Raw genomic sequence first — 25,795 nt, 5'->3', positions numbered from 1 at the left:
AATGACAGGTCAGTCAAGAAACAACAACCAAGACATTGAAATCATCTACAGTATGGACGGTGATTGCTTGTCAAAATGGTGGGGGTACGATTATAGCAGCCGAGAAAATATTTGAGAACAAAATCAAGAAATATCTTGAAAAAAATGGGTGCTACTTTTTAAAAATTATGGGGGGCGTTCCTGGAGTGCCTAATGGAACACCAGATATACTTGCTTGCATAAACGGATACTTCGTTGGTATTGAAGTAAAAAGACCGGACGGAAAAGGACGCGTTACACAAATCCAACGGTACCAGTTGGGAAGAATTGAGCAAGCAGGAGGAATCGCCTTCATAGCTGATGATTGGGAGGAAACAAAAGGAACGATTGATAGAATTATACAACTTTCAAAAGCAAGCACTTGAACAAGCTTCACCAAGCTATTTCTATGCTATGGACACGGGAACAGGGAAAACACTTACGAGTTTACACCACTACTTGAAATACAGTCGAGGAGAACCACTGCTTATTGTAGCTCCTCCAGCTGTGATTAAAGCAGGAGGCTGGAAAAGAGAAGTTGAACGTGTTGGAGATAACATCGAGTTTGAACAACTTAGTTATGGAAAGCTTTCTAAAGACTTTGAGAAGTATCGGAACTATTTTGTGATATTTGATGAAGCACATTATATTAAAAATCCAACAAGCCAACGTGGGAAAGCAGCTTGCAAACTCGCAAGACAATCAACTCACTTTGTTCTTCTAACTGCCACTCCGATGGCGAACGGTTGGGAAGACTCAATCAATTACTTCATTATGTTCGGAATGGCAAGAAACAAAACACAATTTTTGAACAAATACGCTATCTACGAAGACTTATATCTTGGATCACGAGTAGTCAAAAAAGTGTCTGATTTTAGATTTAAAGAGGAGTTAAATGGAATGTTTAAGAAAATAAGTGTTTCAGTAAGTAAACATGAGGCATTAGACTTACCAGAAATAACTTTTGACAAAGTACACTTTGAAAAAAGTAAAGAGTACAAGACGATTGAGAAAGATTTGGTATTAAATGACATTGCATTCGATAGCCCTCCTAAACTATCTGCAGGTTTAAGATATTTCGCAAACATTGTTGATAAGGCTGAATACATAAAGGAAATGGCCCATAACACGACAGATAACATTATTATTTTCTATCAATACACAAAAGAATTGAACTTCTTGAAATCTGTATTGCAAGGAAAGACAATATTTGAAGTCAATGGAGGTTGCACACACTTACCACCTCGTGATACTTGGGATAACTTGCATAATTCAGTTACGCTTGTTCAATATCAAGCAGGAGGTGCAGGGATTGAGCTTCAGTATGCGAATATCGTTATCTATCACACACCAACTTATTCATATCAAGATTATGCTCAATCTTTAGGGCGAGCATATCGAAACGGACAAAATAGGAAAGTAACGGTTTATCAATTCGAAACGACAGGAACGATTGAAGAACACGTTTGGACGGCCCTAGAAAATAAGAAAGACTTTAGCGACAAAATATACTTAGAAACGAGGTTGAGAGCATGACATGGGCTGAAGATATGGGCTATGATGCTTTTGACGAAGATCTATATTTTGAGAATAAATTCAATAAAACGAAAAAGGAGAAGAAATTGTTTCAACTACCAAAAAATGAACCACAAAAACCAAAAGACACCCCACGTAACTATTTTATTTATGGGGAAACCATGAGTGGTAAGTCGTACCTAGCAAATGAATTTCCTAATCCGATTGTACTCAATACAGATGGAAATGCAGAAGCGAACAGCGTACCAGCTATTCAACTACGGAATATCAAAGACAGAAATGGGAAAATTAGCCATTCGGTTATTGATCAGCTTGCAGAAATTCTACTTGCATTACAAACTTCACAACACACTTATGAAACAGTAATTATTGATGTCATCGATGATGTTATCGAGATGATTAGGATTGCGGTTTGTGGAGAACATGAGGTAAAAAGTTTGAGCGAAATTCCCTTTGGAAAGGGATATGACCAATTTAATCAAGCTCTGATTGAATTAGTCCTCGATTTAAAGGCTTTACCAATGAATGTGATTTACATCTCACGTCAACTTAATGAATATGATGAGAATGGTAATGCATCAAAAGAAAAACCTAGTCTTAAAGACAAGTATGTCAACCTTATTAATGGAAATGCAGACCTCATGATACAAACAAAGAAAGTTGGGAACAACTACATGCGTTTGATTGACCGCAGACGAAAGGCATACAAAGCTGAACAAGTAGATGATAAAAAAATTCTGAACATCTTACTCACCGTTCGAGGTGCATTAGATGGAACAGTTGCTAAACAAGAAAATAAGAAATTTTAAGGAGAAATAAATTATGTCACTTTTAGATATTGCAAACGAAATTAAAAACTCAGGCTTCGACGCACGCAAAGATAGCGCAAATGGAGCAGCTCAAATTCCTGCAGGCTCATACAATGTTATGCTCCGTTCAGCCTCATTCAAAATTGCTCCAAGTGGTTGGGAAATGCTTCGTTATGAGTTCGACATTATCGATGGGGACTTTGCTGGTCGCACTGAATATACACAATTTGGAACACTCGAAGAATGGAATGGTAAAAACTTAAAATGGGCGGTAGAACGTACAACAAAATTCTTCCAAAAAGCGATTGCTTTGGCAGATGACGGATTGTTTGAGAGTGATTTTGCAGATGGTGCAGCACTTGCTCAAGCACTTCAGCGTAAGGCGGTCGGTTCATTCTACACACTTCAGATTGATGACCGCCAAAGCAAAGGCAAGACTTTCCGACAATATGATTTGGAACAAGCTAACGAACTATCAATGCAAGCAAGTCAAGCTCCAGCATTTAATGAAGATGATTTGCCATTTAACTAAAAGGTAAGAAAACTATGCAAATGAAAGACTTTGCGCTGAAGTACTGTAAATTAGGTTTATCAGTTATCCCTATCAGCCCATATAATAAACACCCATTAGTAAAATTTGCCGACCGTCCACCATTCACGATGGAAGAAGTCAGTCGGTTATGGGACGAATATCCAAATGCAAATATTGCCTTAAAAACAGATAAGTTCTTTGTTATTGATATAGATGTTCACGGAATAAATGGATTTGAAAGTCTTAAGAATTGGAAACATCTCGACTTAATCAAACCAACACTACAAGCCAAAACAGCCAGTGGTGGTAAGCATCTCTTTTACTTAAAGCGAGATGATGCAAACATTGGCCAACAAATTGGCTTCTTGCCTGGTGTAGATATTAAGGCCCATGATAATAATTATGTTCTCGTGGCACCAAGTGCGACAGATAAGGGTACTTATGAATGGGATTTAGTGAAATCTCCTGCAAAGGGAACGATGATGACTGCTTCAAAAGATTTAATTCAAGCAATCAATCGAGAAAATAAAACGAGTTCTGGACTGAGAGAACTTTATTATCAAAGTGTTAATCATTCTGGAAAGTCTAAGACGACCCATTTATTTGAAACTATTCTATATGGGTTTGGAGATACAGGGGGGCGTAATGATAAGCTTGCTAAATTTGCAGGAGGGCTACTCGCAAGAGGAGTTGACTCCAATGATGTGTTAAGCCTTTGTTTGCTAGCTAATTCAAATGGTATTGAGCAAATCAATAGTAAAGAACTTGAAAGAACAGTAGAGAGTATGATCAAAAAACATGAAAGGAGGTAATTCCAAACGAATAATGTAGTAAAAATGCCCGCTAAGTTTCAAATGACCAAAGATGACAATATAAAAGTTAACTCTAGTTATAATGTCTTACTTGCGTTAAAGCATGACTATAAATTGAATGGATCACTACGATACAACGAGTTTAATGAAGACTCCGAAATAGTAGAACCATTAACTTTGGGGGATACAAAATATGATGTTGGGGAACTTCCTGCTGATTTTGAAAGTGTATTGTCTGTCTATCTGGAGCAAGAACTTGATGTAGTTTTCACTGGAGTAGCCATTAAAAATGGACTAGAAGTATTTTTCAGTCAGAAAAAATATAACCCAGTCAAAGAGTATATGGAAGAATGTTTTAAGAATTGGGACGGGGAAACTCGAATTAATTCTTTATTCAGAGACTATCTCGGAACAGAAGATACAGAACTCATACAAAATATCACTTCGATATTTTTAGTTGCAGCGGTCAAAAAAGTATATGAGCCTGATTTTAAGTTCGATTATGTGCTTGACCTTGTAGGTGGCCAAGGAATTGGTAAAACTAGTATCTTGCAAAAACTTGGCGGAGCTTGGTACACAGACTCAATCACAGATTTTCAAAACAAAGATAACTTTGAACTGATGATCCGTTCGCTAATTGTTAATGATGACGAGATGGTGGCAAGTAAGAAGTTAGGATTTGCAGAATTAAAAGCTTTCATCACTAAGACTCATTTGAGATTTAGGAAAGCTTACGCAAGACGCTCCCAGGAATATCCGAAGAAGTTCATTCTTGCACGGACAACCAACGAAGTGGCGTATTTGAGAGATAAGACAGGGGAACGCCGGTTCTTACCAGTTATGGCAGGAGTTAACACGCCAATCAAGCACCCCATGGAGATGGAAGATAACTTCATCAAACAAATTTGGGGAGAAGCCATGACATTATACCGTGGCGGATATCCAACCTCATTCAGTAAGGAGGAGGAGAAAGAACTTGAAACATATCGAGAGCAATTTATGTATATAGATGAAATCGAAAATATGCTTGATGAGTATCTTGAAATGAAAGTCCCTGCAGAATGGGAAACAATGGATAGCTTCAAACAAGGTTTATATACGCAGAATTATCTTAATAATAGAGTCAACACGAACAATGGGATTAAATTACAGGACAAAATCGCAACTCGTGACATCTTAGCTAACGTTTTTGATAGCGATGCGAAAAATCAAAAATTATCTAAAAAGGTTAATTATTTGATGACGAATAAATCTAATTGGGAAGCTGGTGTTTTCAAAATAAACAAAAAAGCTACTCGTGGATTTGTAAGAAAAAAGGTGTAACTGGTTACACCTAGAAGGGCAAAATGGTTACAGGAGTTACACGTCAATTTTGCTACGTGTAACCCCCTCAAACCCTTTTAATACATACATTTATAAGCTATTGGTTACTGGTTACACCTTTATTATAAAAAATATGCTCCATAAAATATAAATGGCTTAGTAGAGCCATTTGTGAAAAATGTAAAAATGGTGGAGCAAATGTTTTGAAAATACGTGTAACCATGTAACCAGTCAAAAATTAGGGTGTTGCAGCAAGGAACTTAATACGGTCGGTAGAGTAATGGAGTCCTTAAAAAAGGTATCGCACCGACAGCCCTATTATTGAAATTGAAGAACTAAAGGAGACGGAATGAAAACATTTGAAGAAGAATTGAAAAGACCGGTAGTCCGTGTTGAAAATAGTAGTATTAAACCTTATTTTGGAAAAGCGGTTGAATTTTACTCGGATAAAGTCAAAGAGTACCACAATGCTTTTAGTGAAATGAATAAATATATTGATAGTTTAGAAGAACAATTGGATTACTACAAGAAAGATAAGCGTTTTGAAGTAATGGCTGATGAAATTTTGAAACTAAAATCAAAAAATAAACTACTGCCAGTAGTTCCGCAGTTCGTGGCTGATTGGTTTGAAAATAATAAAGATAACCGGGAATATGAAATTTACAATATTAATGCCGACATTTCTGAAATTTACCGTGGGAAAATTAGTGGTGTTAATAGAAAATTGAATGAAATTCAAAAATGGTTTGATAACCCCAAAAACAAACCAATAGAAACAATTATCAAAATGCAAGATGGTTACACAGTTGAGAAAGAAAAGAAGTTTTGGCTGAAGAATAAAGTTACGGGTGGATATTTATATAAGTTTAATAGCGGAGGTTTTATAGAGACTGATGTAACAACCTATAACAACCGTATTTATAAAAAACAATGCTTATTCACTCAACAAGAAATCGACAACATGGAAACTGGTAGCTATGAGCAGATTGAGGTGGAAGAATGAACGAACTAAACAAAGTTGTCCGAGCGTTCATCAAACAACACGGAGACAGTTCAGTTATTACGATAGACGAGAGGGCTATATATCTCCAGGTTAGAGAGTTAGACGAGATGAGTGATACAGAATTCGCTAAAGTTATGAACGAGCTTACGTTTGATTTCTGTAACGTAGAGAATGGATATGAGGTGTGGTGTGAATGATAAGTTATGCGGTAAATATGAAAAACACAATTTTAAAACGTTACATGCCGATGGAAATCTATTTGTTTCGAGATGTGCCAGATGTGGGCACCTAACAACACTTTTTTACGAAAATAAACAAGATGGTTGGAATGAAAAAAACATTATCATTCATCGTCATGAAACTATCGCAGTTAAAGCTTTAAATGAAATTGTTAATCTAGATGCGATTTTAGATTATGAAAAAATTGAGCAATTCAATAGTGCCTGGAGTATAGCAGATATTGCTTTAAAAAGAATTAAAGAGGTGGACAAATGATTGAACAAACAGAACACTTCTGTATCGTTCGCAATGCTCCTGAGTTCAAACAAGGACTCATACAGCGTGCCGAACAGAAGACAGGTAAAGTTATGAAAGGTTACATCAAACGCTCGCTACTGGCTTTAAATTGGCGAGAATTGTACTACGAGTTGATGGACTGGATAGAGGATAACAAATAAAAAAGAACTCAATCAGAGTTCTCGAATGATATATATTCAATTTCACGTAAATTGATAATGTAGTGGCTTATTCCATCGCTACCATTTGCGCCGATGGCATCCTCATCAAAGAATGAACCACTAATATCATTGATAGCAATGGCAGCTCCACTTTGAAAGTGAACAGTTGCTTGACCATGCATATCTAAAGCCTTTTTTAATATTTCATACATAATTAATACCCCTTTAGAATTATATCAAAAACGTTAAATTATTACAAACATAAAACAATAGAAAGGTAAAACGATTTAGGTAACAACAAATGACACCACTGGTATTCAAATGCGCCCAGTGTGGTGCGATTGTAACGATTGATGAAGAATATGCCACAGCACAGAGACTAGCGCCTGACGTGCGTTTCTGTGAGCTGTGCGAGGAGAGTGAGAATGGCTAACGATAGAAGAAATGAAATGCGAGCGATTGGTAAATTAGCAAGTAGAAACGGCACACCTGAGACTCGCAAGGTGGAGTTTGAAAAAATGCAAGACAGTAAATTTAATCGTGAATTTCAAGCTGATTTCCATAAGAGAATTGCAGAATTGGGGAAGAGATGAAAAGTAAATATGATGAAGATTTAAAAAAAGCTTGCGAAGTCCTGAATAATGCTCAACTTGATGAATTATTGAAAATAGCAGTTGAAGCAATGGACGATGCAGCAATAGATATCGGAATGGAAGCAAACCAAGAGTGGCATGCAAAAATAACTCTAGAATCCGCTTTGATACACATTGCAGAAAAATTACCGAAGTATACACGGCTTACCATCCCGAAAAAGGTTGCGGAGGAGTTAGATGAATTGATTGAAATAGCTCATGCAAGCAATGAAATTCATGTATGGAGCGATAATTTTGACTACTACAAGTTTATCAATAATGCAATTAGCGAAGAAGATGATTTGTATAAGTATATGTACCCAAAAGACCAATTGATAGGCACATTACATCGAAATACTATCATCAGATATTTGATTGATAATGACTTAGTGGAGGTAGTAGATGAGTGAGTTTGAATACTTAAATGTTGATTCATTAAGTAGGAGATGTAGAAACAAAGACCACATAATTAACAGGAGTGAAAATGAAGGATTTTATTGTTCGAGATGTGGTGGTTTAGTTACATCTTTAAAATTTAAAGACGGCTTATCATACGTAAGACGTCCACCTAGACCTAGAAAGAATGAGGTGGTAGATGATTGAATTATTTCTATGGATACTAGCAGGCATTGCACTATTAAGCGCTAGCCTTAGCGTTTACTTTGACAGCAGGGAGGATAAGAAATGAACGTGATGAAATTAGCACTGAGTATCATAGCAGTTGTGATTGCATTCTTGCTTATGTGCTTATTGCTAGCCTTGCCAATATGGCTACAAGGTTTGATTGTAACAATGTTAGTGCTAGGCGTGCTGTTTAAGAATGGAGATGGGAAAGAATGAAAAACAATGACACAAAATATGGCTTGATTGCTTTGGCGATTATTTGCTTCACGATTATTTTATTAGTTGCGATGTTCACAGGAAATTTGTGACAGCAAAAAAAGCCCACAGCAATGGGCTTCTCCTAGTGTTTACTTTAATATAATTATAACAAATTAGGAGAGTTTAGTAAATGGCTGATAAGTTAGATAGAATTATTGGAGATTATGTAAACGGTAGGCTTGAAGCAAAAATTAAGTCAATCGAAAATAGATATCTATATAAACAAAAAGTAGATAACTTGGGCATAAGAACAGCATACTCAGGCGGTTCAGAAGCTGAAAGTAATCTCCTTAATAAAGAAGCACTTGAGAATGATGAAGAATACCTTAGATTAAATGAACAGTTGACAATCCTAGACTTCTGGTTTAAACCACTTATACCAAGTGAAAGGCGAGTGATTGAGCTGAAGTATAGCGGATATGGTGGAATGTATTGGTATCAAGTAGAACAGTTCCTTTATGAAGAAGGTATAGATGACATTGGCATAAAAAAAGCAAAGTCAATCTACTATACTTTTAGAAGTGACATTCTAAATCAAATGCAACACTGTTTATAGGGCATATTTTTAGACAAAAATTAGCATGAAATTGCCTAAAAATAGCACCTCAACCCCTTGTTTTAATGAGATAATAGTAACATGAACAAGTGAGCAGACAAATAATAAATCAAGTGCTAAAAATGTTCATGAGCAGGTCAGGGTTCGACTCCTTGGCTTGCTTTTATTATTTGATAAGGAGGTACACCGTGGCATTAAGAGCAGATAAACAAGGCCCCCACCGTGTCGCCTTTGATAAGAACAAGGCAAGGATATTAAAGACACAATCAGTATGTGGGATATGTGGCAAGCCTGTTGATGTAAGACTGAAAGCACCTAACCCTTTGGCTCCAGCTATTGACCACATTGTGCCAGTGAGTAAAGGTGGACACCCTTCAGCAATGGAGAACTTACAACTTACTCATTCACAATGCAACAGGCAGAAGTCTGATAAGTTATTCAACAACAAACAACAGTCAACCGAGCCGAAAGTAATTGGTAATAGGAACCTTCCTCAAAGTCGAGACTGGGCTTCCTACGTATCTTAAATAATTTATTAATAATTATATTATTTTTATTTTAAAGCGTGTCAGATGAAAGTATATGGGGGTATATCCCCCTCCCCCTCGGGTGTTTCGTACTTCACGCCGTCACTGTACATTTTTTCTCGCGCGACTTCGGAAAGGAGCAAGAAATGAATAAAATAAAAGAACTTAGAAAAGAAAAAAGCCTGACTCTAACGGATTTAGCAAAGATATTTAATGAACAAAATGTTCTAGATAAAGATGGAAATCAAATTAAAATGTCAGATAGCCAACTTTCGACATATGAAAATGGTTCAAGATCACCAAGACATGATGAAATATTGGAGGCACTGTCTGATATTTTAGAAGTACCTATTACTTATCTTTTAGGGTATGAAGATGCGGTAGAAAAATCCGCAGCAACTATCAGTGAACGCATCAAGACTATTCGACTCAATAAAGGGATGACGCTTGAAGAATTTGGAGAGCTATTTAGTACCTCAAAAGGAACAGTTAATAATTGGGAAAAGGGCCGAAATCTTCCTAACAAAGAGAACTTGTTCAAAATAGCTCAACTAGCAAATATGACAGTTGAAGAACTGACTCGGAATTCTGACTTAGTTAGCCTAACGCAGTTTGAATTTAATCGTCTTAAAGAAATCGAACGAAAATACAAGGAAATTAAAAGGTTAGTCGATGGCTAATCTTTTTTAATAGAAAGGAGCTGATAGATTGGCAGAAAAAGGAATGGCTTATCTCCAAAATAAGCTGGCGACATATAAAAACAGAGTTGATATGAGGTATAGCCAGTACGCTATGACGTATACTGACAGAGATGTTGGAATAACTATTCCAGACAGTATCCGAAGACAATATAGGTCTGTTCTTGGTTGGTGTGCAAAAGGTGTCGATAGTCTTGCAGATAGATTGGTATTTCGCAACTTTGCGAATGATCAGTTTGATGTAAATGGCATTTTCGCCATGAATAACCCAGATGTATATTTCGACAGCGCAATTCTTTCTGCTCTAATAGCATCGTGTTCGTTTACTTACATTTCAAAAGATGAAAATGGAAATGTTCGCTTGCAAGTTATTGAAGCAAGTAATGCGACAGGTAATATCAATCCAATCACGGGCCTATTAACTGAAGGGTATGCAGTTCTTGAACGTGATGACAATGGCGTGGCAACACTAGAAGCTCACTTTTTACCAGACCGCACAGATTTTTATTACAATGGTGGTAAATCGAATGACTCAATTCCAAATGATGCGGGTATTCCGCTTCTAGTACCAATTATTCACCGTCCTGATGCAGTTCGTCCGTTTGGCCGTTCACGTATCAGTCGTGCTGGAATGTACTGGCAAAAGAATGCCAAGCGCACACTTGAACGTGCAGATGTTACGGCGGAATTTTATTCATTCCCCCAAAAGTATGTTACAGGGTTAAGCGATGATGCTGAGCCAATGGATACATGGAAAGCAACTGTTTCAAGCATGCTCCAATTCACTAAAGATGAGCAAGGTGATAAACCAACGCTTGGCCAGTTCACAACGCCAAGTATGTCGCCATTTACTGAACAGTTACGCACTGCTGCCGCAGGATTTGCGGGCGAAACAGGTTTGACACTTGATGATTTGGGTTTTGTGTCTGACAATCCATCATCTGTAGAGGCAATCAAGGCTAGCCATGAAAGTTTACGACTAGCTGGAAGAAAAGCACAAAGAAGTTTAGGCTCTGGTTTGTTGAATGTTGCTTATGTTTCTGCTTGTTTGCGAGACGATTTTGCATATGAGCGTTCTGTATTTAATATGACCGTTCCCAAATGGGAGCCGTTATTTGAACCAGATGCAAGCACGTTTGGAATGGTTGGAGACGGTGTTTCTAAATTGAATGCAGCAATGCCTGACTATATCACTAAAGAAATGCTTGATGATATGACAGGGCTAAAAGGAGCAGGTGATGAATGATGATATTGTTCCTGAACTCCTTAAGTCCATAACGAATGATTTTGATGATAAGCTTTTAAAAAGTTCGCTAATTAAATCAAAACAAAAACTTTTGTCTGATGGTAAGGCAACATATATTGATGCAAACGACTATGCGGTAGAGATTGGGGAGATACTCAAAAAGAGTTTCGAACAAAATATATCTCCAGCGACATTGCCTTATGAGCGAATGTACTTTAATATCGCAGAACGATTGTTGAATACTACTTTGAGCGATAATCACAAATTAGTTTCTGATTATGCAACAAAAGTACAAGATCAACTCAATCAACAAGCCGGTGTCAATCTAAAAACACAAATTCCGTCTTTAAATCAAGATAGAATTGATGGCTTAGTTAATCGCATATCCAGTGAAGAAAGTTTTAAAGAAATTCAATGGATATTAGGTGAGCCGATTATTAATTTTACTCAGAATATTATCAATGATTTTGTGAGTGAAAATGCAGGCTTTCAATATAAAACGGGTTTAAAACCAAAGATCACTCGCAAAGTAGTTGGGAAAGCTTGTAAGTGGTGCCAAAGCCTATCTGGTTCATATAATTACCCTGATGTGCCAGATGATATTTACCGAAGGCATGAGCGCTGCAGGTGCATGGTTGACTATAATCCAGGAGATGGAAAAAAGCAAAATGTTTGGTCGAAGGTATGGAAAAACAGTGACGAAAATGATAAAATTGAGCTAAGGAAACAAATCGGCTCAAATGTATTTGCTAACTCAACACCAGCACCTTTTGCACGGGCTGTGGAAATCGCAAAAGCTGGATTAAATAAAGATATTGCATGGCGAGTTACTGCTTATGAACCTGAGCATTATGTTGGTTCAAAGTTACATGTTTCTCAGGGCGGTTCTACAGTGGCTATTTCATCGACTGGAGATATCATCTCTGTTTGTCGTGCAGATAACGATAACGTACGAGGAACAGACTTATTAAAATTAGCGGTTGAAAATGGTGGGACAAAATTGGATAGTTATGCTGGAAATCATTTGTTCTATACTAAGAATGGGTTTGAACCGATAAGTTGGTGTAAATGGGATGGCGAATATGCCCCTGAAGGTTGGAACGGTAAACCTGAAAATATTATTTTCTACAAATATACAGGGAATTCCAAAGCTGAACTTAAACCAGATGATTTTTATAAACGTGTAAGTGCATCTAGTGATTATGATGAAGCCGAAAAAATTAGAAATGAAGCGATAGGAGGAAAAAGTTGAAGCCAACATATCAAGAGTTTATCGATGCGATAAAAGCATTGTTCAAAAAATCGTGGTCATCACTATCAGATGATGAAATTAATCAATTTTTTGAACAGGAAAAAGAATATTTGGAAGTTCAGTATACCCAAAATTGCAAAGAATTTGATACTGGTGAGATTACAGAAGAACAATTTAGAATTGGTGGTGTCTCATCGGTCGCATATTGTTTAGAACTACTATATTAATTAAAAAAGCTTGTTAAATTAACAGGCTTTTTCTTTTGCCCAGCGACAGGGTTATCATGCAGAATGATTGAAGGAGGAAATTATGACTGCTGAAAAAAGATTTGGCAATCAAAATCCTACTCAATCGGTAATTCTTCCATATACTAAGTCTCTATCTCAAGAGGCTATTGACATCTATCACAAATCAAAGCACGAATGCTATGATTGGCAAGTTAATATGCTAGATCCAATCATGGCAGTAGATGCAGACGGACTTTGGGTACATCAAAAGTTTGGATATTCAATTCCTCGTCGTAACGGTAAAACAGAAGTCGTTTATATCCTCGAACTTTGGGCGCTTGAACATGGATTAAGCACCTTGCACACAGCACATAGAATTAGCACATCGCACTCTTCCTACGAAAAACTCAAGAAGTACCTTGAGGACTCAGGATATAAAGAGGGCGATGATTTTAATTCTATTAAAGCGAAGGGACAAGAACGACTCGAACTATATGCAACTGGTGGAGTCATTCAGTTCAGAACGAGAACATCAAGCGGTGGACTCGGTGAAGGCTTTGATTTCTTGGTAATTGATGAAGCTCAAGAGTACACCACAGAGCAAGAGTCAGCGTTGAAATATACAGTTACTGACAGTCAAAATCCAATGACAATTATGTGTGGGACGCCACCTACACCAGTTTCAAGTGGTACAGTTTTTACTAGTTACAGAGAAAAGCTATTGTTTGGCCAAGCAAAATATTCAGGTTGGGCAGAATGGTCAGTTGAAGATGAATGTGATATTCACGACATCGAAGCTTGGTACAATTCTAATCCATCTATGGGATATCACTTGAACGAACGTAAAATCGAAGCCGAGCTTGGTGAAGATAAGCTTGACCATAATGTGCAACGTTTAGGTTACTGGCCTAAATACAATCAAAAATCTGCTATTTCTGAAAAAGAATGGGGAGATTTGAAGGTTAGTAAATTGCCAACATTAAAAGGTCAAATGTTTGTCGGTATCAAGTACGGAAAAGATGGCGCAAACGTTGCTTTGAGTATCGCAGTTAAGACATTATCGGGAAAAATATTTGTTGAAACAGTTGACTGTCAATCAGTCAGAAATGGTAATCAATGGATAATCAATTTCTTAAAAATGTCTGGTGCAGATACGGTTGTGATAGATGGCCAAAGCGGTCAAAGTATTCTTAATAGTGAAATGCATGATTTCAAACTGAAAGCACCAATACTTCCAACAGTAAGGGAAATCGTTAATGCTAACTCACTTTGGGAACAGGGAATTTATCAAAAAACAATCTGCCATGCTGATCAACCGTCATTATCAAAAGTTGTAACTAACTGTGATAAACGGAATATTGGTAATGGCGGTGGATTTGGATATACTTCTCAATTTGATGATATGGATATTAGTTTAATGGATAGTGCGTTGTTGGCGCACTGGGCTTGCAGTAATGTTAAGCCAAAGAAAAAACAACAAGTACGGTACTAATAAACGGCTCAGTAGTCGTTTATTTGTTACCAAAAATTACCGAACGCACGGGAAATGCGGAGAAAGGATTCTACAATGTCGGAATTTAAACCAATTGCAACGCAAGAAGAACTGGATAAAATCATTGAAAGTCGCCTAGCTCGACAAAAAGAAACTATTGAAGCTAAATTTGCGGACTACGATGAAATTAAACAGCGAAATGCAACACTCGAAACAGAAAACACAGCTCAAAAAGCAACTCTTGAAGAAACTGGCTTGTCAATGAAATCATGGGAACAAAAAGAAGCTGATTTTAATGCAAAAATCGCAGGTTATGAGACTGCACAAATGAAACAAAAAATCGCATTACAAGCTGGGATTCCTTTTGACCTTGCAGACCGTCTTAAAGGCGATGATGAAGAAAGCCTAAAAGCTGATGCAGAACGCTTCATGGGATTTAAAGCAAAAACAACCGTCGCACCATTGAAATCAGTGGAACCACATATTCCAGATGATAATACGCTGAAAGCACAGAACCTAACCAATATGGCTAAGGTGATCACTCACAAAGGAGAGTAAAATATGACAACATTAAAAACTGGTAGCCTTTTTCCAACAGAAGTAGTAACTGACATTTTTACAAAAGTAAAAGGTCACTCATCACTCGCTAAACTTGCTTCACAAACACCAATTCCATTTGCAGGAACTGAACAATTCATCTTCAATCTTGATGGTAACGCACAGATTGTAGGTGAAGGTGAACAGAAAAAAGAGGGCATTGCAACAATGACTGGTAAAGTTATTAAGCCAGTTAAAATTGTGTACCAAGCTCGTGTAACAGACGAATTTATGAATTGCTCAGATGAAAAACAACTTCAATACATGACTTCGTTTGTTGATGGATATGCTAAGAAAATTGCAGAAGCATTTGATATCGCTGCAATCCATGGCCTTGAACCTAAATCATTGACAGACGCAACATTTAAAGCAACAAACAGCTTTGATGGCGTAGTTTCTGGCAACGTGGTCACTTATGACGCAGCCATTATTGATGAAAATATTGATGATGCAGTTGCTCAAATCGTTGCAAAAGGTGGTGAAGTAACAGGTCTTGCACTTTCTCCAGCTGCAGGAACTGCCCTTAGTAAAATCAAAGTTAATGGAGTGACTCAATATCCTGAATATCGCTTTGGACAAAATCCAGATGGCTTCTATGGCATGGGTTCTGATATCAATAAAACTTTGGTTGTAGCTGGTGGCACTGCAAAAACAGACCACGTTCTGGCTGGTGACTTTGCAAATGCGTTCAAATGGGGTTATGCAGAAAATATCCCTATGGAAGTTATCGAATATGGAGATCCTGATGGGACTGGTCGTGACTTGAAAGCCTACAATGAAGTTTGTCTCCGTGCAGAGGCTTATATTGGCTGGGGAATTCTTGATGCGGATGCATTTGCTCGTGTGGAAGCAGGTGCGTAATGAAATATATCCATAAGATAACACACGAAATTTTAGATGTTCAAAGTAGATTAGCTGGGGATTGGGTGCCGTTTGATGAGTTAGAAGCATCAGGTTTAAATGATTCAAATCAAACAGATGTCATTGAAATTCCTAAAGAAGATGAAACAGAAGAACCAAAAGGAAATGCTGGCGATGACAGCCTAGCTGACGTGACTATCGCTGAAATCAAGCAAGAACTCGATGCACTTGGCATTGAATACAAACCTACGGCAAAAAAAGCTGATCTCTATGCTCTGATGATGAAAGGAGCTTAATATGGCGAACTTTGCGACGATTGATGATGTCACAGTCCTATGGCGAGAGCTAGAAGTGAAGGAAACTGAGCGAGCTGGGAAGCTTCTTGAAATTGTATCAGATTCTTTGCGTATGGAAGCTGACAAAGTTGGGAAAAACTTGGACAAGATGATTGCGGAAAAACCTAGTTATTTTGCAAATGTTGTTAAATCAGTGACGGTCGATGTTGTTGCGAGAACGCTAATGACTTCAACTGATCAAGAGCCATTGTCACAATCTACGGAAAGTGCCTTGGGCTATTCTTGGTCGGGTTCTTATCTTGTTCCAGGTGGTGGATTGTTCATCAAAGATTCTGAATTGAGTCGTTTGGGACTAAAGAAACAAAGATATGGGGTGATTGACTTTTATGGGGAAGCTTAAAGGTATTACTGTCACACTAATTGAAAAAACGGAAAGCGGAAAAGACCCATTTGGTACACCTCTCTTTGTTGAAAAAAAAGTAGAAGTGGAGAATGTTCTTGTATCACCAACATCTACTGACGATGTGATTAATCAGCTTAGTATAACAGGCAAGAAAGTTGCCTACACGCTGGCTATTCCAAAAGGAGATACTCATAATTGGGTAAATACTCGAGTTAAGTTTTTCGGTGAGACTTGGCAAACGGTAGGTTATCCAATTGAGGGCATTGAGGAACTTATTCCGCTCGATTGGAACAAGAAAGTGATGGTGGAACGGTATGGCTAAAAATCTTTTTAAAGTTAATCGCAGTGGAATTAGAGCTTTACTGAAATCTCCAGAAATGCAGGTGATTTTGGAAGCTAAGGCATCCGCAGTTCGTAAACGTTGTGGCGAAGGCTATGCGCAAGACATTCATGTGGGGAAAAATCGTGCTAACGCTATGGTTTATGCTGAAACATATCAAGCAAAAAAGGAAAATTACAAGAATAACACCATTTTAAAGGCGGTACGGTAATGATTGAAACAGTCATCAAAGACTTTTTAGACGGTCATCTATCTGTACCGTCTTTTTTAGAACATCAAGAAAACATGCCAAAAAGGTATGTTTTTTTTGAAAAGTTAGGGAGTTCAAAAAGCAATCATATCACATCAGCTACATTTGCTTTCCAAAGCTATGCGGAGTCGATGTATGAAACTGCTAAGTTAAATGAAGAACTCAAACGAGTTGTAGAAGACTTGATAACACTAGATGATATTGGTGGAATATCACTAAATAGCGACTACAACTATACAGATACAGAAACAAAGAAATACCGTTATCAAGCGGTATTTGACATTAAATATTTTTAGGAGGAAAAAACGAAATGGCAGTATCAGGAAATGTTACTACGGCAAAACCAAAAATAGGCGGTGCAATCTATTCTGCATCCAAGGGGACAGTTTTGCCGGCAACGGCTGTTGAAGAATTAGACGCTGCATTCAAATCACTTGGTTATATTTCCGAAGATGGAATGACCAACAGTAACTCACCATCATCAGAAAGTATTAAGGCATGGGGGGGAGACACGGTTAATACGTCTCAAACTGAAAAAGAAGACACTTTTAGCTACACACTTATTGAAGCTTTAAATCCGGATGTTCTCAAAGAAATTTATGGAACTGATAATGTTACAGGTGACTTGACTGCTGGAATTACGATCACTGCAAATTCAGTTGAATTGACTGAACATGTGATCATTGCGGATATGGTATTGAAAGACGGAGTTTTAAAACGCATCGTTATTCCAGCAGGAAAGGTGACTGAACTTGGAGACGTTACTTATGGGGATTCAGATGCAGTGGGTTACGAAACAACCCTCACTGCTGTACCCGATGACAAAGGCAACACCCATTATGAATACATCCAAAAGGCGACTACAGGAGGAAATGATTAATGATTAAAGGAACAACAAAGAATGGATTCCATTATGAAATTAAAGAAAATGTCGGTGATGACTATGAGCTGCTAAAACTTTTGAGAAAGCTTGAAGATAATGGACTCCTTATATTTGACGTGGTAGAAAAAATGCTTGGTGCAAAACAAGCAGAGAATTTAGAAAAGTTCTTGCTCAAGCGTGATGGCTATGTTTCTACGGAGAAGATTAGTAAAGAAGTTATGGAAATTTTCACTGGAAATCCATTGCTAAAAAACTCTTAATCCTCGCCCGAATGATAGGATTTGACGAGGAAGCACTGATGTGTGACCTTGCGGAAGTTTATCATATTTTCGATTATAAACAGTTGCCTGCACAAAAGGTAGCTGTTTTTTCTATTGGTTTGCGTGACAATTCAAGAATCAAACTGAAAATGAGCGGCCAGAACATCTCTTTTGAAACAACGCTTTTAGCAGGGATAACTGATAAATTAAGCGTGCTTATTTGGTCCAAAACTAAAGATGCTCAAAAAGGTGCTAATAAACCTAAATTAATTTTGAATGAACTCAATAAAACAAACCAATCAGATGACAAGGAAATGGTATTTAATTCTGGTGAGGAATTTGATAAATACAGAGCACAATTACTGAACGGAGGTGATTAATAGTGGCAACTGAACTAGGTCAAGCCTATGTGCAGATTATGCCATCTGCCAAAGGGATTTCAGGCTCGATACAAAGCCAATTAGACCCAGAAGCTAATAAAGCAGGCGAAAGTGCGGGCTCTAAAATTGGAGGGAAACTCAAAATTGCACTTTTAGCGGCCGCCGCGGCCGCTGGAGTTGCGGCAGGGAAATTGATTTCATCTTCGCTTTCAGAGGGAGCTGCTTTACAACAATCACTTGGTGGTATTGAAACCTTATTTAAAGGAAGTGCCAATCAAGTTAAACAATATGCAGATGTGGCATATAAAACAGCAGGTTTGTCTGCCAATGCCTATATGGAAAACGTGACCAGCTTTTCTGCATCGATGATTAAATCATTAGGCGGAGATACAAAGAAAGCTGCGTCCCTTTCCAATCAGGCAATCATTGATATGTCTGATAATGCGAATAAGTTTGGCTCTAATACTCAGGATATTCAAAACGCATATCAAGGTTTTGCAAAACAAAACTATACCATGTTAGATAACTTGAAACTTGGATATGGTGGTACGAAAGAAGAAATGCAAAAGCTTCTGAAAGACGCCACTAAGCTAACTGGTCAAAAGTATGATGTCTCTAACTTTGCGGACATCACACAAGCTATCCATGCCATTCAAACGCAATTAGATATAACTGGAACGACTTCTAAAGAAGCTGCTTCAACTTTTAGTGGTTCCTTGGCTTCAATGAAGGCAGCTTTGTCTAACGTTCTAGGGAATATGTCACTTGGACGAGATTTAGGGCCATCGCTTAATGCTTTGGTCACAACAGCTTCCACATTCTTGTTTGACAACTTCATTCCAATGGTTGGTAATATCTTTAAGGCATTACCACTAGTATTAGGAACAATAGTCAGTCAGGCTGGAAAAGCACTCATGGCGAATATGGGAAGCTCTTTGGGTGGAAATGCTTCAGGTGCTATTGGTGGAATTCTGAAAGGCTTTGCTCCTTTAGGCACACAACTCAAACAAATTTTTCAAAGTATTGTAACAGCAGGTGGAAGTGCATTTAATGCTTTAAAACCTGTAATCAATACAGTTATCAGCGCATTTAGTCAACTTCCGCAAGTCATTTCCCCAATTCTGACGTTTATTGAGGAACTGGGCTACACTCTGTCTGAGGCTTTTGCAAAAATGGATTTCTCAGGAATTCAGAGCTTTATTGGTGCGCTAATGCCAGCACTTCAAAATTTCGTAACGATTATTATTGCAAATGTTAAGCCTGCTTTAGATAATTTTATCACTGCTTTCGTCAATTTATGGAATGCTTGCCAGCCTCTTGTTTCGATGCTTGCAAGTATTTTAATGCCAGTCTTATCAGTTTTAGGTAACTTCGTTGGTGGCATACTAAAAGGTGCATTTAACGCCTTGGCGGGAACATTTAACATTCTATCTGGCGTAATCACGTTCTTAAACCCTGTATTCCAAGCATTAACAAATGTCTTTAGGGCAGTTGCTCCGGTTTTATCGACTATCGCAAACTGGATTGGTACCTTAATTGGTACGTTTGGCGGTTTTGGTGCTGCAGGAAATATCTTGAAAGCTAGTATGTCAGGTGCATGGAATGGGATAAAGGCAGTTGTATCAACTTCTGTAAATATTGTAAAAGGCTTAATCAATGGAGTAAAAGCTATTTTCACTTCGTTTGGTAGCGCAGGAAGTGCATTAAGAGCTACTATGTCTGCAGTTTGGTCTAATATCACAGGGGCTGTAAGAAGTGCAGGTGATGGGATACGTGGCATTATTGACGCGGTCAAACGAATATTTGAAAGCTTGAAAAATATCGACATTTCTGGTGCAGGGCGTGCAATAATGGACGGATTCACAAAAGGCTTGCGAGAAACATGGGAGGCAGGCAAGAAATTTGTATCTGGAATTGGCTCATGGATTAAGGAACATAAAGGTCCTATCAGTTATGACCGCAAATTACTTATTCCAGCTGGACAAGCCATTATGAGTGGCTTTAATAATAGTTTGAAATCAAATTTTGAGAATGTTAAGAGCACTGTTTCTGGTATGGCTGGAGAAATCCAGTCAATCGTAAGCGATGGAATTGGTAATTCTCTATTATCAGATAGCTCACTTGATGCCACAATTGGTACAACATCGGCGATAGCGAGTGCACAACGCATGGCTAACACCGTCAGTTTTACACCATCAGAGTCAGCTTCAAATGCACCTCAAATAACTGCACCAATGAATGTGTACGTGCAAGCTAATCCATCTGAAAGAGAAATTGCTCGCCAACAAAAATTACAGTTAGAAACATTAACGTACAAGTATAGTTAAGAAAGGAGCGCCTATTGGCTAACTTAGCAACAGTTGAAGTCATCTATCGTAACAATCTAGGAGAAGAAATTGAATTCGACCGCTTTGGTCCACTTTTTCTTCAAAGTTATGAAGGCTTTGGTTCACCTGAGAATGAGATTAGTTCTCAAAAAATATTTGGGAAATCTGGACAGCGTAAAACATCAAGCTCTCTGACTTATAGAGATTTGACGTTAAAAGTTGGAATAAAAGGGGATAGTTTTGATGATTTGAAGGAAAAAGAACATGATATTATGCAGGTTCTAAACCCAGATAAATCAGGAACCTTACTTTTTCGACTAGCCGATAATTTGTATAGTATTGATTGCGAAGTGTTGAAAGGATATGAAGCAAACGAGGGAAGTAGTAGTTCGGCATCATCTACATCAACACTACAATTTAGAGCATTAGATCCCGAATGGAGAGATGAGAATGCTAGAAATAGAGCGATTATTCTATCTTCCAGTGAACGTAAAATGAAATTTCCACTTTCAATACACACAGACTTTGTCTTTGGAACGATTGTTCCAGGACAAATTCTAGCACTACAAAATAAAGGAGATTTTGCGGTAGGCTTTGAGCTTAGTATTCGTTGTATGGCATCAGTTACGAATCCTAAAATTCTAAATGTATTAACACAAGAGTATTTTGAATGGGAGGGGACATTTGATGGAGATACTAATATTTTTCTATCAACTGTACATGGTGCTAAGAAAACTTGGTATCAAAGTGATGATGACTCTCAACAGATTAATGCGATGTCAATGAGAAAGTTGGGATCTACATTTTTTAAACTCGATAACCTCGTAGACAACAATTTAGTCGTTCAAGCAGAGTCAGGAACAGAGCATCTGATTTCAACCATCACCTTCACGCCTCTTTTGATAGGAGTTTGATTATGGATATTGAAGTGTTTAAACGCAAAGGGACAAGTGGATTTGATTACGAATCGGTAGGCATCTTAGATACTTTCTCCAACTTGACGATTAATTGGAGGTACTACACCTACCATGAGTTTAGTTTGAGCCTATTCATGCAAAATTTGTACGCTTCAAATACAGATAAGGATAGACAAGCAGTCATTGAGACGCTTTTACAAGTAGATAGCGTTCTAAATATTGGAAATGTTTATTTTTATATTGATCGAGTGCGCTGCGAGGATTCAACGAGTGGTCAGCTGATTGTCTCTGGTAAATCTTTACGTGCAAAAGCTAAGAAAAGAATTGTTTCTAGAGTGTATCACCAAGTCAAACGCCCCGAATTGATTGTCTATGACCATCTCAATAATGAAGTGGTTAATCCAAGTCAGTCTAATCGAAAACTGGCCTATTTATCTTTGAGTTTACCAGATGTTTTAACATCTGAAACGGTTGACTATCAGAATTCCTATGGTGTTGTACAGGATGAAGTAGACACTTTGTGTTCAACTTATGATTTTGGAGTCAAAGAAACAGCCACTTCATTAAATCGTCCTCAAAATAAGATTGAACTGTTTAAAGGAAGCGATTTATCGGATATTGTGGAATTTAATGTCGAGTTTGACAATTTACTTTCTGAAAGTTTTGAGACATCAAATTTTGATGAGGCAACCATGGCTTGGGTGTTTGGAGAGGGCGAAGGTACAGCACGCTTAAATGTGAAGTTAAATGACACATTAGCTGGACTTGAACGACAAGAAATATATGTGGATGCTCGAGACATTCAAAAAGCAACGCAAGATGGTAATGGGAAAGAGATTACTCTTACAGATGCGCAATATAAAGCTGCTTTAAACAGTAGGGGGAAAACTAAACTCGCTGAACAAGTCGCAACATTAAATCTAAATGGAGACATTGATCTCGATAATGATTTGTTTGAATATGGTGTTGATTATCGAGTAGGGGATAGAGTTCGCTTAACCAGTAAACTATTTAATTTAACAAAAACATCAGTTCTTTCAGGAGTTGATGAAACTTATGATGATGAAGGCCACCACTTATCTCCGATTTGGGATAAAGAAACACCTACATTGTTTGAACTTTTGAAGAGGGGGTAAATTGAACATGGCACAGTATAGTTTTCCATGGAATGATGTTAATGGGGATCGGTTGTATGATGCGACAGATTTTAAAAGATTCTTCACAGCATTTCTAAATACAGGCATTGTTATGTCAAATAACGACGGCTTAAAAGTCCGCTCGGCACAGAATGGAATGAATATCCAAGTGGGAGCAGGTGCAGGAGTCATCAACGGTGGCTCATATGTATCAGATGCTCCAGTGGGCTTTCAAGTCAATGTTGCTTCATCGCTGCAAGATAGAAAAGACTCGATAGTCCTTAAAGAAGATGAAGGAACAAGAGAAACTTACCTTTTTTACAAAAGCAATGATACTACAGTAACGAGGAATGAAACAACATACGAATTACAATTAGCGGTTATCAATGTTCCTAAAAATGCGACACAGATTACAGATGCCGATATCACAGATATGCGTGGAAATTCAAATGTCTGTGGCTGGTGTACTCCGTTTGATAATGTAAATGTCGATGGATTAGTTGATCAGTATAAGTCAATTTTTGAACAAGGAGAGGCAGATTTTATAGCGTGGTTTGATTCAATGAAAAATCAACTTTCCGAAGATGCGGCAGGAAATCTTCAAAATCAGGTTAATGATATAAAAACACAAGTGGACGAAAATAAAGTAAACATGTCTGATTTACTTGCGCTCGTTTACCCAGTTGGGGCCTATTATATGAGCGCTCTGGAAACAGAACCAGCCACATTGTTTGGTTTTGGTACTTGGGAACGCATTAAGGGAAGAACACTAGTTGGTGTTGATGAGTCTGATTCGATGCTTGCGGAAGCTAACAAAGAAGGTGGTTCCACTAATCCATTGACAAAACATAGTCATAGTGCCAGCAATGGAAATTTCACATATGCAGTAAGTGGTAAATCATGGGCATCTGGTACAAGCCCTTCGGCAAGTTATGCTTTACAAACAGGAACAGGAACAGCCTCCTCGGGTTCAAATACAAATCATGCCAACTGGCAACCTTTCAAAACGGCTTATATTTGGCAACGAACAGAATAATTATGGAAAATAGGAGATTATGGAAAGTTTAATTAATGTAATGGGGGAGCTGAAAGAACCAGAGGTGATGAGTTTTGTTCTACTGCTCCTCACTTTTGGAGATACGCTAACGGCTCTGATGTGGCGAAATAAAAAGGATATTGCCATCTTTTCAAAAACGCTGTGGGTGGGATTTGGGTTGAACCTTTTTGGGGCCAGTGTCCCTTACCTTGTTGGGCAAATTTCAATTTTAGATGATACGAGTCTGTTTGTCTCATCCGCAATTGTCCTGTGGACGGTTATCTTCGGCGGAGCGACTGCATTCAGTTTGGCAGCTAATTATAAACTTTATAGCGCTAAAAGCTATGAAATCCTAATGGAAGTTGTGCCCAAAATTCTAAAAGCAGAGGTGGAAAACAAAATCCACAAACATGATAATAAAGGAGAATTAAAATGAAACCATTTTTCAAAGATATGGCAGAACGTGCCATTAAAACATTTGCACAAGGAGCAATCGCAGCACTTGGAGCTGGGGCGACTGGCTTGATTGGTGTTGACTGGATAAATGTCTTGTCAATTGCTGGTTTTGCGACATTAGTCTCTATTTTGACATCATGGGCTAGTTTCAATTTTGGCGATGATACAGCGAGTCTAATCAATACAAAGGAGAAAGTGAATGGCGACACCACAGAATGACAAAGTATTGGCTTGGTTTATTCAAAATATGGGCAAACTGACCTACTCACAGTTCGGCTCACGTAACGGAAAAGACGGCACGGCAGATTGTTCAGGTTCGATGTCGCAAGCCTTAAACGAAGCCTATGGCGGTGCTACACTGTATAGTACCATCTCAATGGCCACTCGCTTAAAGGAACTTGGCTATGAGAAAGTATGGTCAGGTAAAACGACTGATGCACGTCCTCAGAAATACGATGCGATCATGACAACAAGTTCATCTAGCATGGCAGGTAGCGCAGGAGATAGCGGACATATTGGCATGATGATGACCAATGAAACGTATATCTCGTGTACAGCAGTGGACTGGCTAGGTCGTGGTACATTTATCAAAAACAATGCAATACAAACTTGTCCGTGGATGGCTTACAAAGATGTGACACGGCTTCAAAATTACTGTGAAATATGGCGAAAGACCAGTCCAGCAATTAAGACTGGCAACACAAATGAAACCACAAAAGTGGAAGAAGGAGAAGAAATGAGAATTATCAAAATTACTGGCAAAGCAACCTTGTACTTAGTGCGAGTGACTGGCGTAACCTCACTCACTGCACAAGAATGGATTGGTGTCAAACGTGTCTATGGCTTTACAGATAAGTCAATTGACACAGTCAATCAAGCAGAATTCGATGGTATTAAATCAGCACTTAAAAAATAATGCAAGCGAGCTCCGAAAGGAGCTTTTTTTGTTTATTTCAAATTAATAAACCACATTGTAAATTTAAAATAAAAATTATAAAAAATTTCCGAATATTAATTGACAAATTGATAAATATAGTTTATTCTATAAATATAGACGACAATACTCTCGCTCCTGTATAGGCGGATACGTTCCGAGGTGAGAGCTTTTTTTATACATTTTAATTGAACAATAGCGCTATTTAGTTCTGAGTTATATATGCAATGTCGTTAAAATTATAGTATAATAAACTCATAGCCTTTAGCGAGACTATGGTATTTCTCTTAGGTATTACAAAACTGTCCTGGTGAGTGGACAGTTTTCGGTTCTTTAGCTTAGCTGGTTAAAGCTCCCCGCTCATAACGGGGCGACCGTTGGTTCGAGTCCAACAAGAACCATAATAGAAATAATACAGTAAATGTTTGACATGTAACTGAAATAGTGTTATTCTTAAATAGCTGACACTTTATGTGATTTTTCATATCTAGCACTGG

At 37.9% G+C, this 25,795-nt stretch carries 36 protein-coding genes, 1 tRNA gene and 2 pseudogenes; 38 read left to right on the top strand and 1 reads right to left on the bottom strand.

The window, feature by feature from the left end; translation table 11 throughout:
* Positions 1 to 35: 35 nt before the first annotated feature.
* From GHI45_RS10160 to GHI45_RS10120, 9 genes are all read left to right on the top strand, one after another.
* Positions 36 to 404 (top strand): VRR-NUC domain-containing protein, encoded by a 369-nt coding sequence (locus GHI45_RS10160; RefSeq protein WP_153497447.1) that lies wholly within the window; start codon positions 36 to 38, stop codon positions 402 to 404.
* Entirely contained in the window at positions 367 to 1,554 is a 1,188-nt protein-coding gene (locus GHI45_RS10155; protein ID WP_370450766.1) for an SNF2-related protein, read from the top strand. Before GHI45_RS10160 ends, GHI45_RS10155 begins: the two co-directional genes overlap by 38 nt.
* A complete protein-coding gene (locus GHI45_RS10150) occupies positions 1,551 to 2,363 on the top strand; it encodes an AAA family ATPase (protein WP_228386065.1) in 813 nt (270 codons plus the stop codon). The genes GHI45_RS10155 and GHI45_RS10150 overlap by 4 nt, the downstream gene beginning before the upstream one ends.
* A 13-nt stretch (positions 2,364 to 2,376) precedes the next feature.
* Entirely contained in the window at positions 2,377 to 2,895 is a 519-nt protein-coding gene (locus tag GHI45_RS10145) for a DUF669 domain-containing protein (protein ID WP_147780675.1), read from the top strand.
* A 20-nt stretch (positions 2,896 to 2,915) separates the two neighbouring features.
* A complete protein-coding gene (locus tag GHI45_RS10140) occupies positions 2,916 to 3,707 on the top strand; it encodes a bifunctional DNA primase/polymerase (protein ID WP_222705839.1) in 792 nt (263 codons plus the stop codon).
* Between the two features lie 42 nt (positions 3,708 to 3,749).
* Positions 3,750 to 5,030 carry a virulence-associated E family protein gene (locus GHI45_RS10135; protein WP_228386064.1) on the top strand — a complete coding sequence of 427 codons (1,281 nt, stop codon included), beginning with the start codon at positions 3,750 to 3,752 and terminating at the stop codon, positions 5,028 to 5,030.
* Between the two features lie 349 nt (positions 5,031 to 5,379).
* Positions 5,380 to 6,033 (top strand): DUF1642 domain-containing protein, encoded by a 654-nt coding sequence (locus tag GHI45_RS10130; RefSeq protein ID WP_147780672.1) that lies wholly within the window; start codon positions 5,380 to 5,382, stop codon positions 6,031 to 6,033.
* 189 nt (positions 6,034 to 6,222) lie between these two features.
* A complete protein-coding gene (locus GHI45_RS10125; RefSeq protein WP_147780671.1) occupies positions 6,223 to 6,528 on the top strand; it encodes a hypothetical protein in 306 nt (101 codons plus the stop codon).
* The gene (locus GHI45_RS10120) at positions 6,525 to 6,710 is read left to right on the top strand and encodes a hypothetical protein (protein ID WP_147780670.1); all 186 of its coding nucleotides are present in this window, start codon (positions 6,525 to 6,527) and stop codon (positions 6,708 to 6,710) included. The genes GHI45_RS10125 and GHI45_RS10120 overlap by 4 nt, the downstream gene beginning before the upstream one ends.
* Positions 6,711 to 6,718: 8 nt before the next feature.
* On the opposite strand, the gene GHI45_RS10115 is transcribed toward GHI45_RS10120, so the two are convergent.
* Positions 6,719 to 6,922, bottom strand: coding sequence for a hypothetical protein (locus GHI45_RS10115; protein WP_147780669.1), 204 nt, complete (start codon positions 6,920 to 6,922; stop codon positions 6,719 to 6,721).
* Between the two features lie 213 nt (positions 6,923 to 7,135).
* On the opposite strand from GHI45_RS10115, the gene GHI45_RS10110 reads away from it, so the two are divergent.
* From GHI45_RS10110 to GHI45_RS09975, 29 genes and pseudogenes are all read left to right on the top strand, one after another.
* The gene (locus tag GHI45_RS10110) at positions 7,136 to 7,303 is read left to right on the top strand and encodes a DUF1497 domain-containing protein (RefSeq protein ID WP_147780668.1); all 168 of its coding nucleotides are present in this window, start codon (positions 7,136 to 7,138) and stop codon (positions 7,301 to 7,303) included.
* Positions 7,300 to 7,752: a hypothetical protein gene (locus tag GHI45_RS10105; RefSeq protein ID WP_147780667.1), complete on the top strand. Its 453-nt coding sequence runs from the start codon at positions 7,300 to 7,302 to the stop codon at positions 7,750 to 7,752. The genes GHI45_RS10110 and GHI45_RS10105 overlap by 4 nt, the downstream gene beginning before the upstream one ends.
* A gap of 274 nt (positions 7,753 to 8,026) precedes the next feature.
* Positions 8,027 to 8,182, top strand: a complete 156-nt coding sequence (locus tag GHI45_RS10100; RefSeq protein WP_153497446.1) for a hypothetical protein — start codon at positions 8,027 to 8,029, stop codon at positions 8,180 to 8,182.
* A gap of 172 nt (positions 8,183 to 8,354) precedes the next feature.
* Positions 8,355 to 8,780: a RinA family protein gene (locus tag GHI45_RS10095; RefSeq protein WP_147780666.1), complete on the top strand. Its 426-nt coding sequence runs from the start codon at positions 8,355 to 8,357 to the stop codon at positions 8,778 to 8,780.
* 128 nt (positions 8,781 to 8,908) lie between these two features.
* Positions 8,909 to 9,307, top strand: a complete 399-nt coding sequence (locus tag GHI45_RS10090) for an HNH endonuclease signature motif containing protein (RefSeq protein ID WP_147780665.1) — start codon at positions 8,909 to 8,911, stop codon at positions 9,305 to 9,307.
* Between the two features lie 146 nt (positions 9,308 to 9,453).
* Positions 9,454 to 9,660: pseudogene (locus tag GHI45_RS11440) on the top strand (helix-turn-helix domain-containing protein); the annotation flags it as partial.
* A gap of 87 nt (positions 9,661 to 9,747) precedes the next feature.
* Positions 9,748 to 9,885, top strand: a pseudogene (locus GHI45_RS11435) (helix-turn-helix transcriptional regulator); the annotation flags it as partial.
* A 130-nt stretch (positions 9,886 to 10,015) separates the two neighbouring features.
* Positions 10,016 to 11,251, top strand: coding sequence for a hypothetical protein (locus GHI45_RS10080; protein ID WP_187230120.1), 1,236 nt, complete (start codon positions 10,016 to 10,018; stop codon positions 11,249 to 11,251).
* Positions 11,244 to 12,503 (top strand): hypothetical protein, encoded by a 1,260-nt coding sequence (locus GHI45_RS11315; protein WP_187230119.1) that lies wholly within the window; start codon positions 11,244 to 11,246, stop codon positions 12,501 to 12,503. Before GHI45_RS10080 ends, GHI45_RS11315 begins: the two co-directional genes overlap by 8 nt.
* Positions 12,500 to 12,730, top strand: coding sequence for a hypothetical protein (locus tag GHI45_RS10070; protein WP_147780663.1), 231 nt, complete (start codon positions 12,500 to 12,502; stop codon positions 12,728 to 12,730). Before GHI45_RS11315 ends, GHI45_RS10070 begins: the two co-directional genes overlap by 4 nt.
* Before the next feature lie 82 nt (positions 12,731 to 12,812).
* Complete coding sequence (locus tag GHI45_RS10065; RefSeq protein WP_147780662.1) at positions 12,813 to 14,222, top strand: DEAD/DEAH box helicase family protein; 1,410 nt, start codon at positions 12,813 to 12,815, stop codon at positions 14,220 to 14,222.
* A 75-nt stretch (positions 14,223 to 14,297) separates the two neighbouring features.
* Complete coding sequence (locus GHI45_RS10060; protein ID WP_147780661.1) at positions 14,298 to 14,780, top strand: DUF4355 domain-containing protein; 483 nt, start codon at positions 14,298 to 14,300, stop codon at positions 14,778 to 14,780.
* Between the two features lie 3 nt (positions 14,781 to 14,783).
* Positions 14,784 to 15,680, top strand: a complete 897-nt coding sequence (locus GHI45_RS10055) for a phage major capsid protein (protein ID WP_147780660.1) — start codon at positions 14,784 to 14,786, stop codon at positions 15,678 to 15,680.
* On the top strand, positions 15,680 to 15,976 hold the full coding sequence (locus GHI45_RS10050) for a hypothetical protein (RefSeq protein ID WP_147780659.1): 297 nt from the start codon (positions 15,680 to 15,682) through the stop codon (positions 15,974 to 15,976). Before GHI45_RS10055 ends, GHI45_RS10050 begins: the two co-directional genes overlap by 1 nt.
* A gap of 1 nt (position 15,977) precedes the next feature.
* On the top strand, positions 15,978 to 16,376 hold the full coding sequence (locus GHI45_RS10045; protein WP_147780658.1) for a phage Gp19/Gp15/Gp42 family protein: 399 nt from the start codon (positions 15,978 to 15,980) through the stop codon (positions 16,374 to 16,376).
* The gene (locus GHI45_RS10040) at positions 16,363 to 16,701 is read left to right on the top strand and encodes a hypothetical protein (RefSeq protein ID WP_147780657.1); all 339 of its coding nucleotides are present in this window, start codon (positions 16,363 to 16,365) and stop codon (positions 16,699 to 16,701) included. Before GHI45_RS10045 ends, GHI45_RS10040 begins: the two co-directional genes overlap by 14 nt.
* A complete protein-coding gene (locus GHI45_RS10035) occupies positions 16,694 to 16,930 on the top strand; it encodes a hypothetical protein (protein WP_147780656.1) in 237 nt (78 codons plus the stop codon). Before GHI45_RS10040 ends, GHI45_RS10035 begins: the two co-directional genes overlap by 8 nt.
* Complete coding sequence (locus GHI45_RS10030; RefSeq protein ID WP_147780655.1) at positions 16,930 to 17,265, top strand: hypothetical protein; 336 nt, start codon at positions 16,930 to 16,932, stop codon at positions 17,263 to 17,265. Before GHI45_RS10035 ends, GHI45_RS10030 begins: the two co-directional genes overlap by 1 nt.
* A gap of 14 nt (positions 17,266 to 17,279) precedes the next feature.
* Positions 17,280 to 17,849 carry a phage tail protein gene (locus GHI45_RS10025; protein ID WP_147780654.1) on the top strand — a complete coding sequence of 190 codons (570 nt, stop codon included), beginning with the start codon at positions 17,280 to 17,282 and terminating at the stop codon, positions 17,847 to 17,849.
* On the top strand, positions 17,849 to 18,112 hold the full coding sequence (locus GHI45_RS10020) for a hypothetical protein (protein ID WP_147780653.1): 264 nt from the start codon (positions 17,849 to 17,851) through the stop codon (positions 18,110 to 18,112). Before GHI45_RS10025 ends, GHI45_RS10020 begins: the two co-directional genes overlap by 1 nt.
* 11 nt (positions 18,113 to 18,123) lie before the next feature.
* The gene (locus GHI45_RS10015) at positions 18,124 to 18,492 is read left to right on the top strand and encodes a DUF5361 domain-containing protein (RefSeq protein ID WP_147780652.1); all 369 of its coding nucleotides are present in this window, start codon (positions 18,124 to 18,126) and stop codon (positions 18,490 to 18,492) included.
* Between the two features lie 2 nt (positions 18,493 to 18,494).
* Positions 18,495 to 20,819: a phage tail protein gene (locus GHI45_RS10010; RefSeq protein WP_147780651.1), complete on the top strand. Its 2,325-nt coding sequence runs from the start codon at positions 18,495 to 18,497 to the stop codon at positions 20,817 to 20,819.
* A gap of 14 nt (positions 20,820 to 20,833) precedes the next feature.
* Complete coding sequence (locus GHI45_RS10005; protein ID WP_147780650.1) at positions 20,834 to 21,733, top strand: phage tail domain-containing protein; 900 nt, start codon at positions 20,834 to 20,836, stop codon at positions 21,731 to 21,733.
* 2 nt (positions 21,734 to 21,735) lie between these two features.
* Positions 21,736 to 22,872 carry a siphovirus ReqiPepy6 Gp37-like family protein gene (locus tag GHI45_RS10000; RefSeq protein ID WP_147780649.1) on the top strand — a complete coding sequence of 379 codons (1,137 nt, stop codon included), beginning with the start codon at positions 21,736 to 21,738 and terminating at the stop codon, positions 22,870 to 22,872.
* Positions 22,873 to 22,879: 7 nt separating this feature from the next.
* Entirely contained in the window at positions 22,880 to 23,908 is a 1,029-nt protein-coding gene (locus tag GHI45_RS09995) for a hypothetical protein (protein ID WP_147780648.1), read from the top strand.
* A 19-nt stretch (positions 23,909 to 23,927) separates the two neighbouring features.
* A complete protein-coding gene (locus GHI45_RS09990; protein ID WP_147780647.1) occupies positions 23,928 to 24,344 on the top strand; it encodes a hypothetical protein in 417 nt (138 codons plus the stop codon).
* A complete protein-coding gene (locus GHI45_RS09985) occupies positions 24,341 to 24,583 on the top strand; it encodes a holin (protein ID WP_147780646.1) in 243 nt (80 codons plus the stop codon). The genes GHI45_RS09990 and GHI45_RS09985 overlap by 4 nt, the downstream gene beginning before the upstream one ends.
* Entirely contained in the window at positions 24,564 to 25,280 is a 717-nt protein-coding gene (locus GHI45_RS09980; RefSeq protein ID WP_147780645.1) for a peptidoglycan amidohydrolase family protein, read from the top strand. Before GHI45_RS09985 ends, GHI45_RS09980 begins: the two co-directional genes overlap by 20 nt.
* A 345-nt stretch (positions 25,281 to 25,625) precedes the next feature.
* Positions 25,626 to 25,699: transfer RNA gene (locus GHI45_RS09975), tRNA-Ile, on the top strand.
* The last annotated feature ends 96 nt before the right edge of the window (positions 25,700 to 25,795 follow it).

The sequence above is a fragment of the Lactococcus sp. dk101 genome (genome assembly GCF_009601055.1).
Classification (GTDB): Bacteria; Bacillota; Bacilli; order Lactobacillales; family Streptococcaceae; genus Lactococcus.
Note: the sequence above shows the minus strand (reverse complement) of the source record. Positions and strands in the feature narration are given on the sequence as shown.

Excerpts from the sequence above, each read along its gene's own strand:
- GHI45_RS10150 (WP_228386065.1), top strand. The coding sequence starts at position 1,551 with ATGACATGGGCTGAAGATATGGGCTATGATGCTTTTGACGAAGATCTA.
- GHI45_RS10145 (WP_147780675.1), top strand. The coding sequence starts at position 2,377 with ATGTCACTTTTAGATATTGCAAACGAAATTAAAAACTCAGGCTTCGAC.
- GHI45_RS10140 (WP_222705839.1), top strand. The coding sequence starts at position 2,916 with ATGAAAGACTTTGCGCTGAAGTACTGTAAATTAGGTTTATCAGTTATC.
- GHI45_RS10135 (WP_228386064.1), top strand. The coding sequence starts at position 3,750 with ATGACCAAAGATGACAATATAAAAGTTAACTCTAGTTATAATGTCTTA.
- GHI45_RS10130 (WP_147780672.1), top strand. The coding sequence starts at position 5,380 with ATGAAAACATTTGAAGAAGAATTGAAAAGACCGGTAGTCCGTGTTGAA.
- GHI45_RS10120 (WP_147780670.1), top strand. The coding sequence starts at position 6,525 with ATGATTGAACAAACAGAACACTTCTGTATCGTTCGCAATGCTCCTGAG.
- GHI45_RS10115 (WP_147780669.1), bottom strand. The coding sequence starts at position 6,922 with ATGTATGAAATATTAAAAAAGGCTTTAGATATGCATGGTCAAGCAACT.
- GHI45_RS10110 (WP_147780668.1), top strand. The coding sequence starts at position 7,136 with ATGGCTAACGATAGAAGAAATGAAATGCGAGCGATTGGTAAATTAGCA.
- GHI45_RS10105 (WP_147780667.1), top strand. The coding sequence starts at position 7,300 with ATGAAAAGTAAATATGATGAAGATTTAAAAAAAGCTTGCGAAGTCCTG.
- GHI45_RS10100 (WP_153497446.1), top strand. The coding sequence starts at position 8,027 with ATGAACGTGATGAAATTAGCACTGAGTATCATAGCAGTTGTGATTGCA.
- GHI45_RS10095 (WP_147780666.1), top strand. The coding sequence starts at position 8,355 with ATGGCTGATAAGTTAGATAGAATTATTGGAGATTATGTAAACGGTAGG.
- GHI45_RS10090 (WP_147780665.1), top strand. The coding sequence starts at position 8,909 with ATGAGCAGGTCAGGGTTCGACTCCTTGGCTTGCTTTTATTATTTGATA.
- GHI45_RS11315 (WP_187230119.1), top strand. The coding sequence starts at position 11,244 with ATGAATGATGATATTGTTCCTGAACTCCTTAAGTCCATAACGAATGAT.
- GHI45_RS10065 (WP_147780662.1), top strand. The coding sequence starts at position 12,813 with ATGACTGCTGAAAAAAGATTTGGCAATCAAAATCCTACTCAATCGGTA.
- GHI45_RS10060 (WP_147780661.1), top strand. The coding sequence starts at position 14,298 with ATGTCGGAATTTAAACCAATTGCAACGCAAGAAGAACTGGATAAAATC.
- GHI45_RS10055 (WP_147780660.1), top strand. The coding sequence starts at position 14,784 with ATGACAACATTAAAAACTGGTAGCCTTTTTCCAACAGAAGTAGTAACT.
- GHI45_RS10050 (WP_147780659.1), top strand. The coding sequence starts at position 15,680 with ATGAAATATATCCATAAGATAACACACGAAATTTTAGATGTTCAAAGT.
- GHI45_RS10045 (WP_147780658.1), top strand. The coding sequence starts at position 15,978 with ATGGCGAACTTTGCGACGATTGATGATGTCACAGTCCTATGGCGAGAG.
- GHI45_RS10040 (WP_147780657.1), top strand. The coding sequence starts at position 16,363 with ATGGGGAAGCTTAAAGGTATTACTGTCACACTAATTGAAAAAACGGAA.
- GHI45_RS10035 (WP_147780656.1), top strand. The coding sequence starts at position 16,694 with ATGGCTAAAAATCTTTTTAAAGTTAATCGCAGTGGAATTAGAGCTTTA.
- GHI45_RS10030 (WP_147780655.1), top strand. The coding sequence starts at position 16,930 with ATGATTGAAACAGTCATCAAAGACTTTTTAGACGGTCATCTATCTGTA.
- GHI45_RS10025 (WP_147780654.1), top strand. The coding sequence starts at position 17,280 with ATGGCAGTATCAGGAAATGTTACTACGGCAAAACCAAAAATAGGCGGT.
- GHI45_RS10020 (WP_147780653.1), top strand. The coding sequence starts at position 17,849 with ATGATTAAAGGAACAACAAAGAATGGATTCCATTATGAAATTAAAGAA.
- GHI45_RS10015 (WP_147780652.1), top strand. The coding sequence starts at position 18,124 with ATGATAGGATTTGACGAGGAAGCACTGATGTGTGACCTTGCGGAAGTT.
- GHI45_RS10000 (WP_147780649.1), top strand. The coding sequence starts at position 21,736 with ATGGATATTGAAGTGTTTAAACGCAAAGGGACAAGTGGATTTGATTAC.
- GHI45_RS09995 (WP_147780648.1), top strand. The coding sequence starts at position 22,880 with ATGGCACAGTATAGTTTTCCATGGAATGATGTTAATGGGGATCGGTTG.
- GHI45_RS09990 (WP_147780647.1), top strand. The coding sequence starts at position 23,928 with ATGGAAAGTTTAATTAATGTAATGGGGGAGCTGAAAGAACCAGAGGTG.
- GHI45_RS09985 (WP_147780646.1), top strand. The coding sequence starts at position 24,341 with ATGAAACCATTTTTCAAAGATATGGCAGAACGTGCCATTAAAACATTT.
- GHI45_RS09980 (WP_147780645.1), top strand. The coding sequence starts at position 24,564 with ATGGCGACACCACAGAATGACAAAGTATTGGCTTGGTTTATTCAAAAT.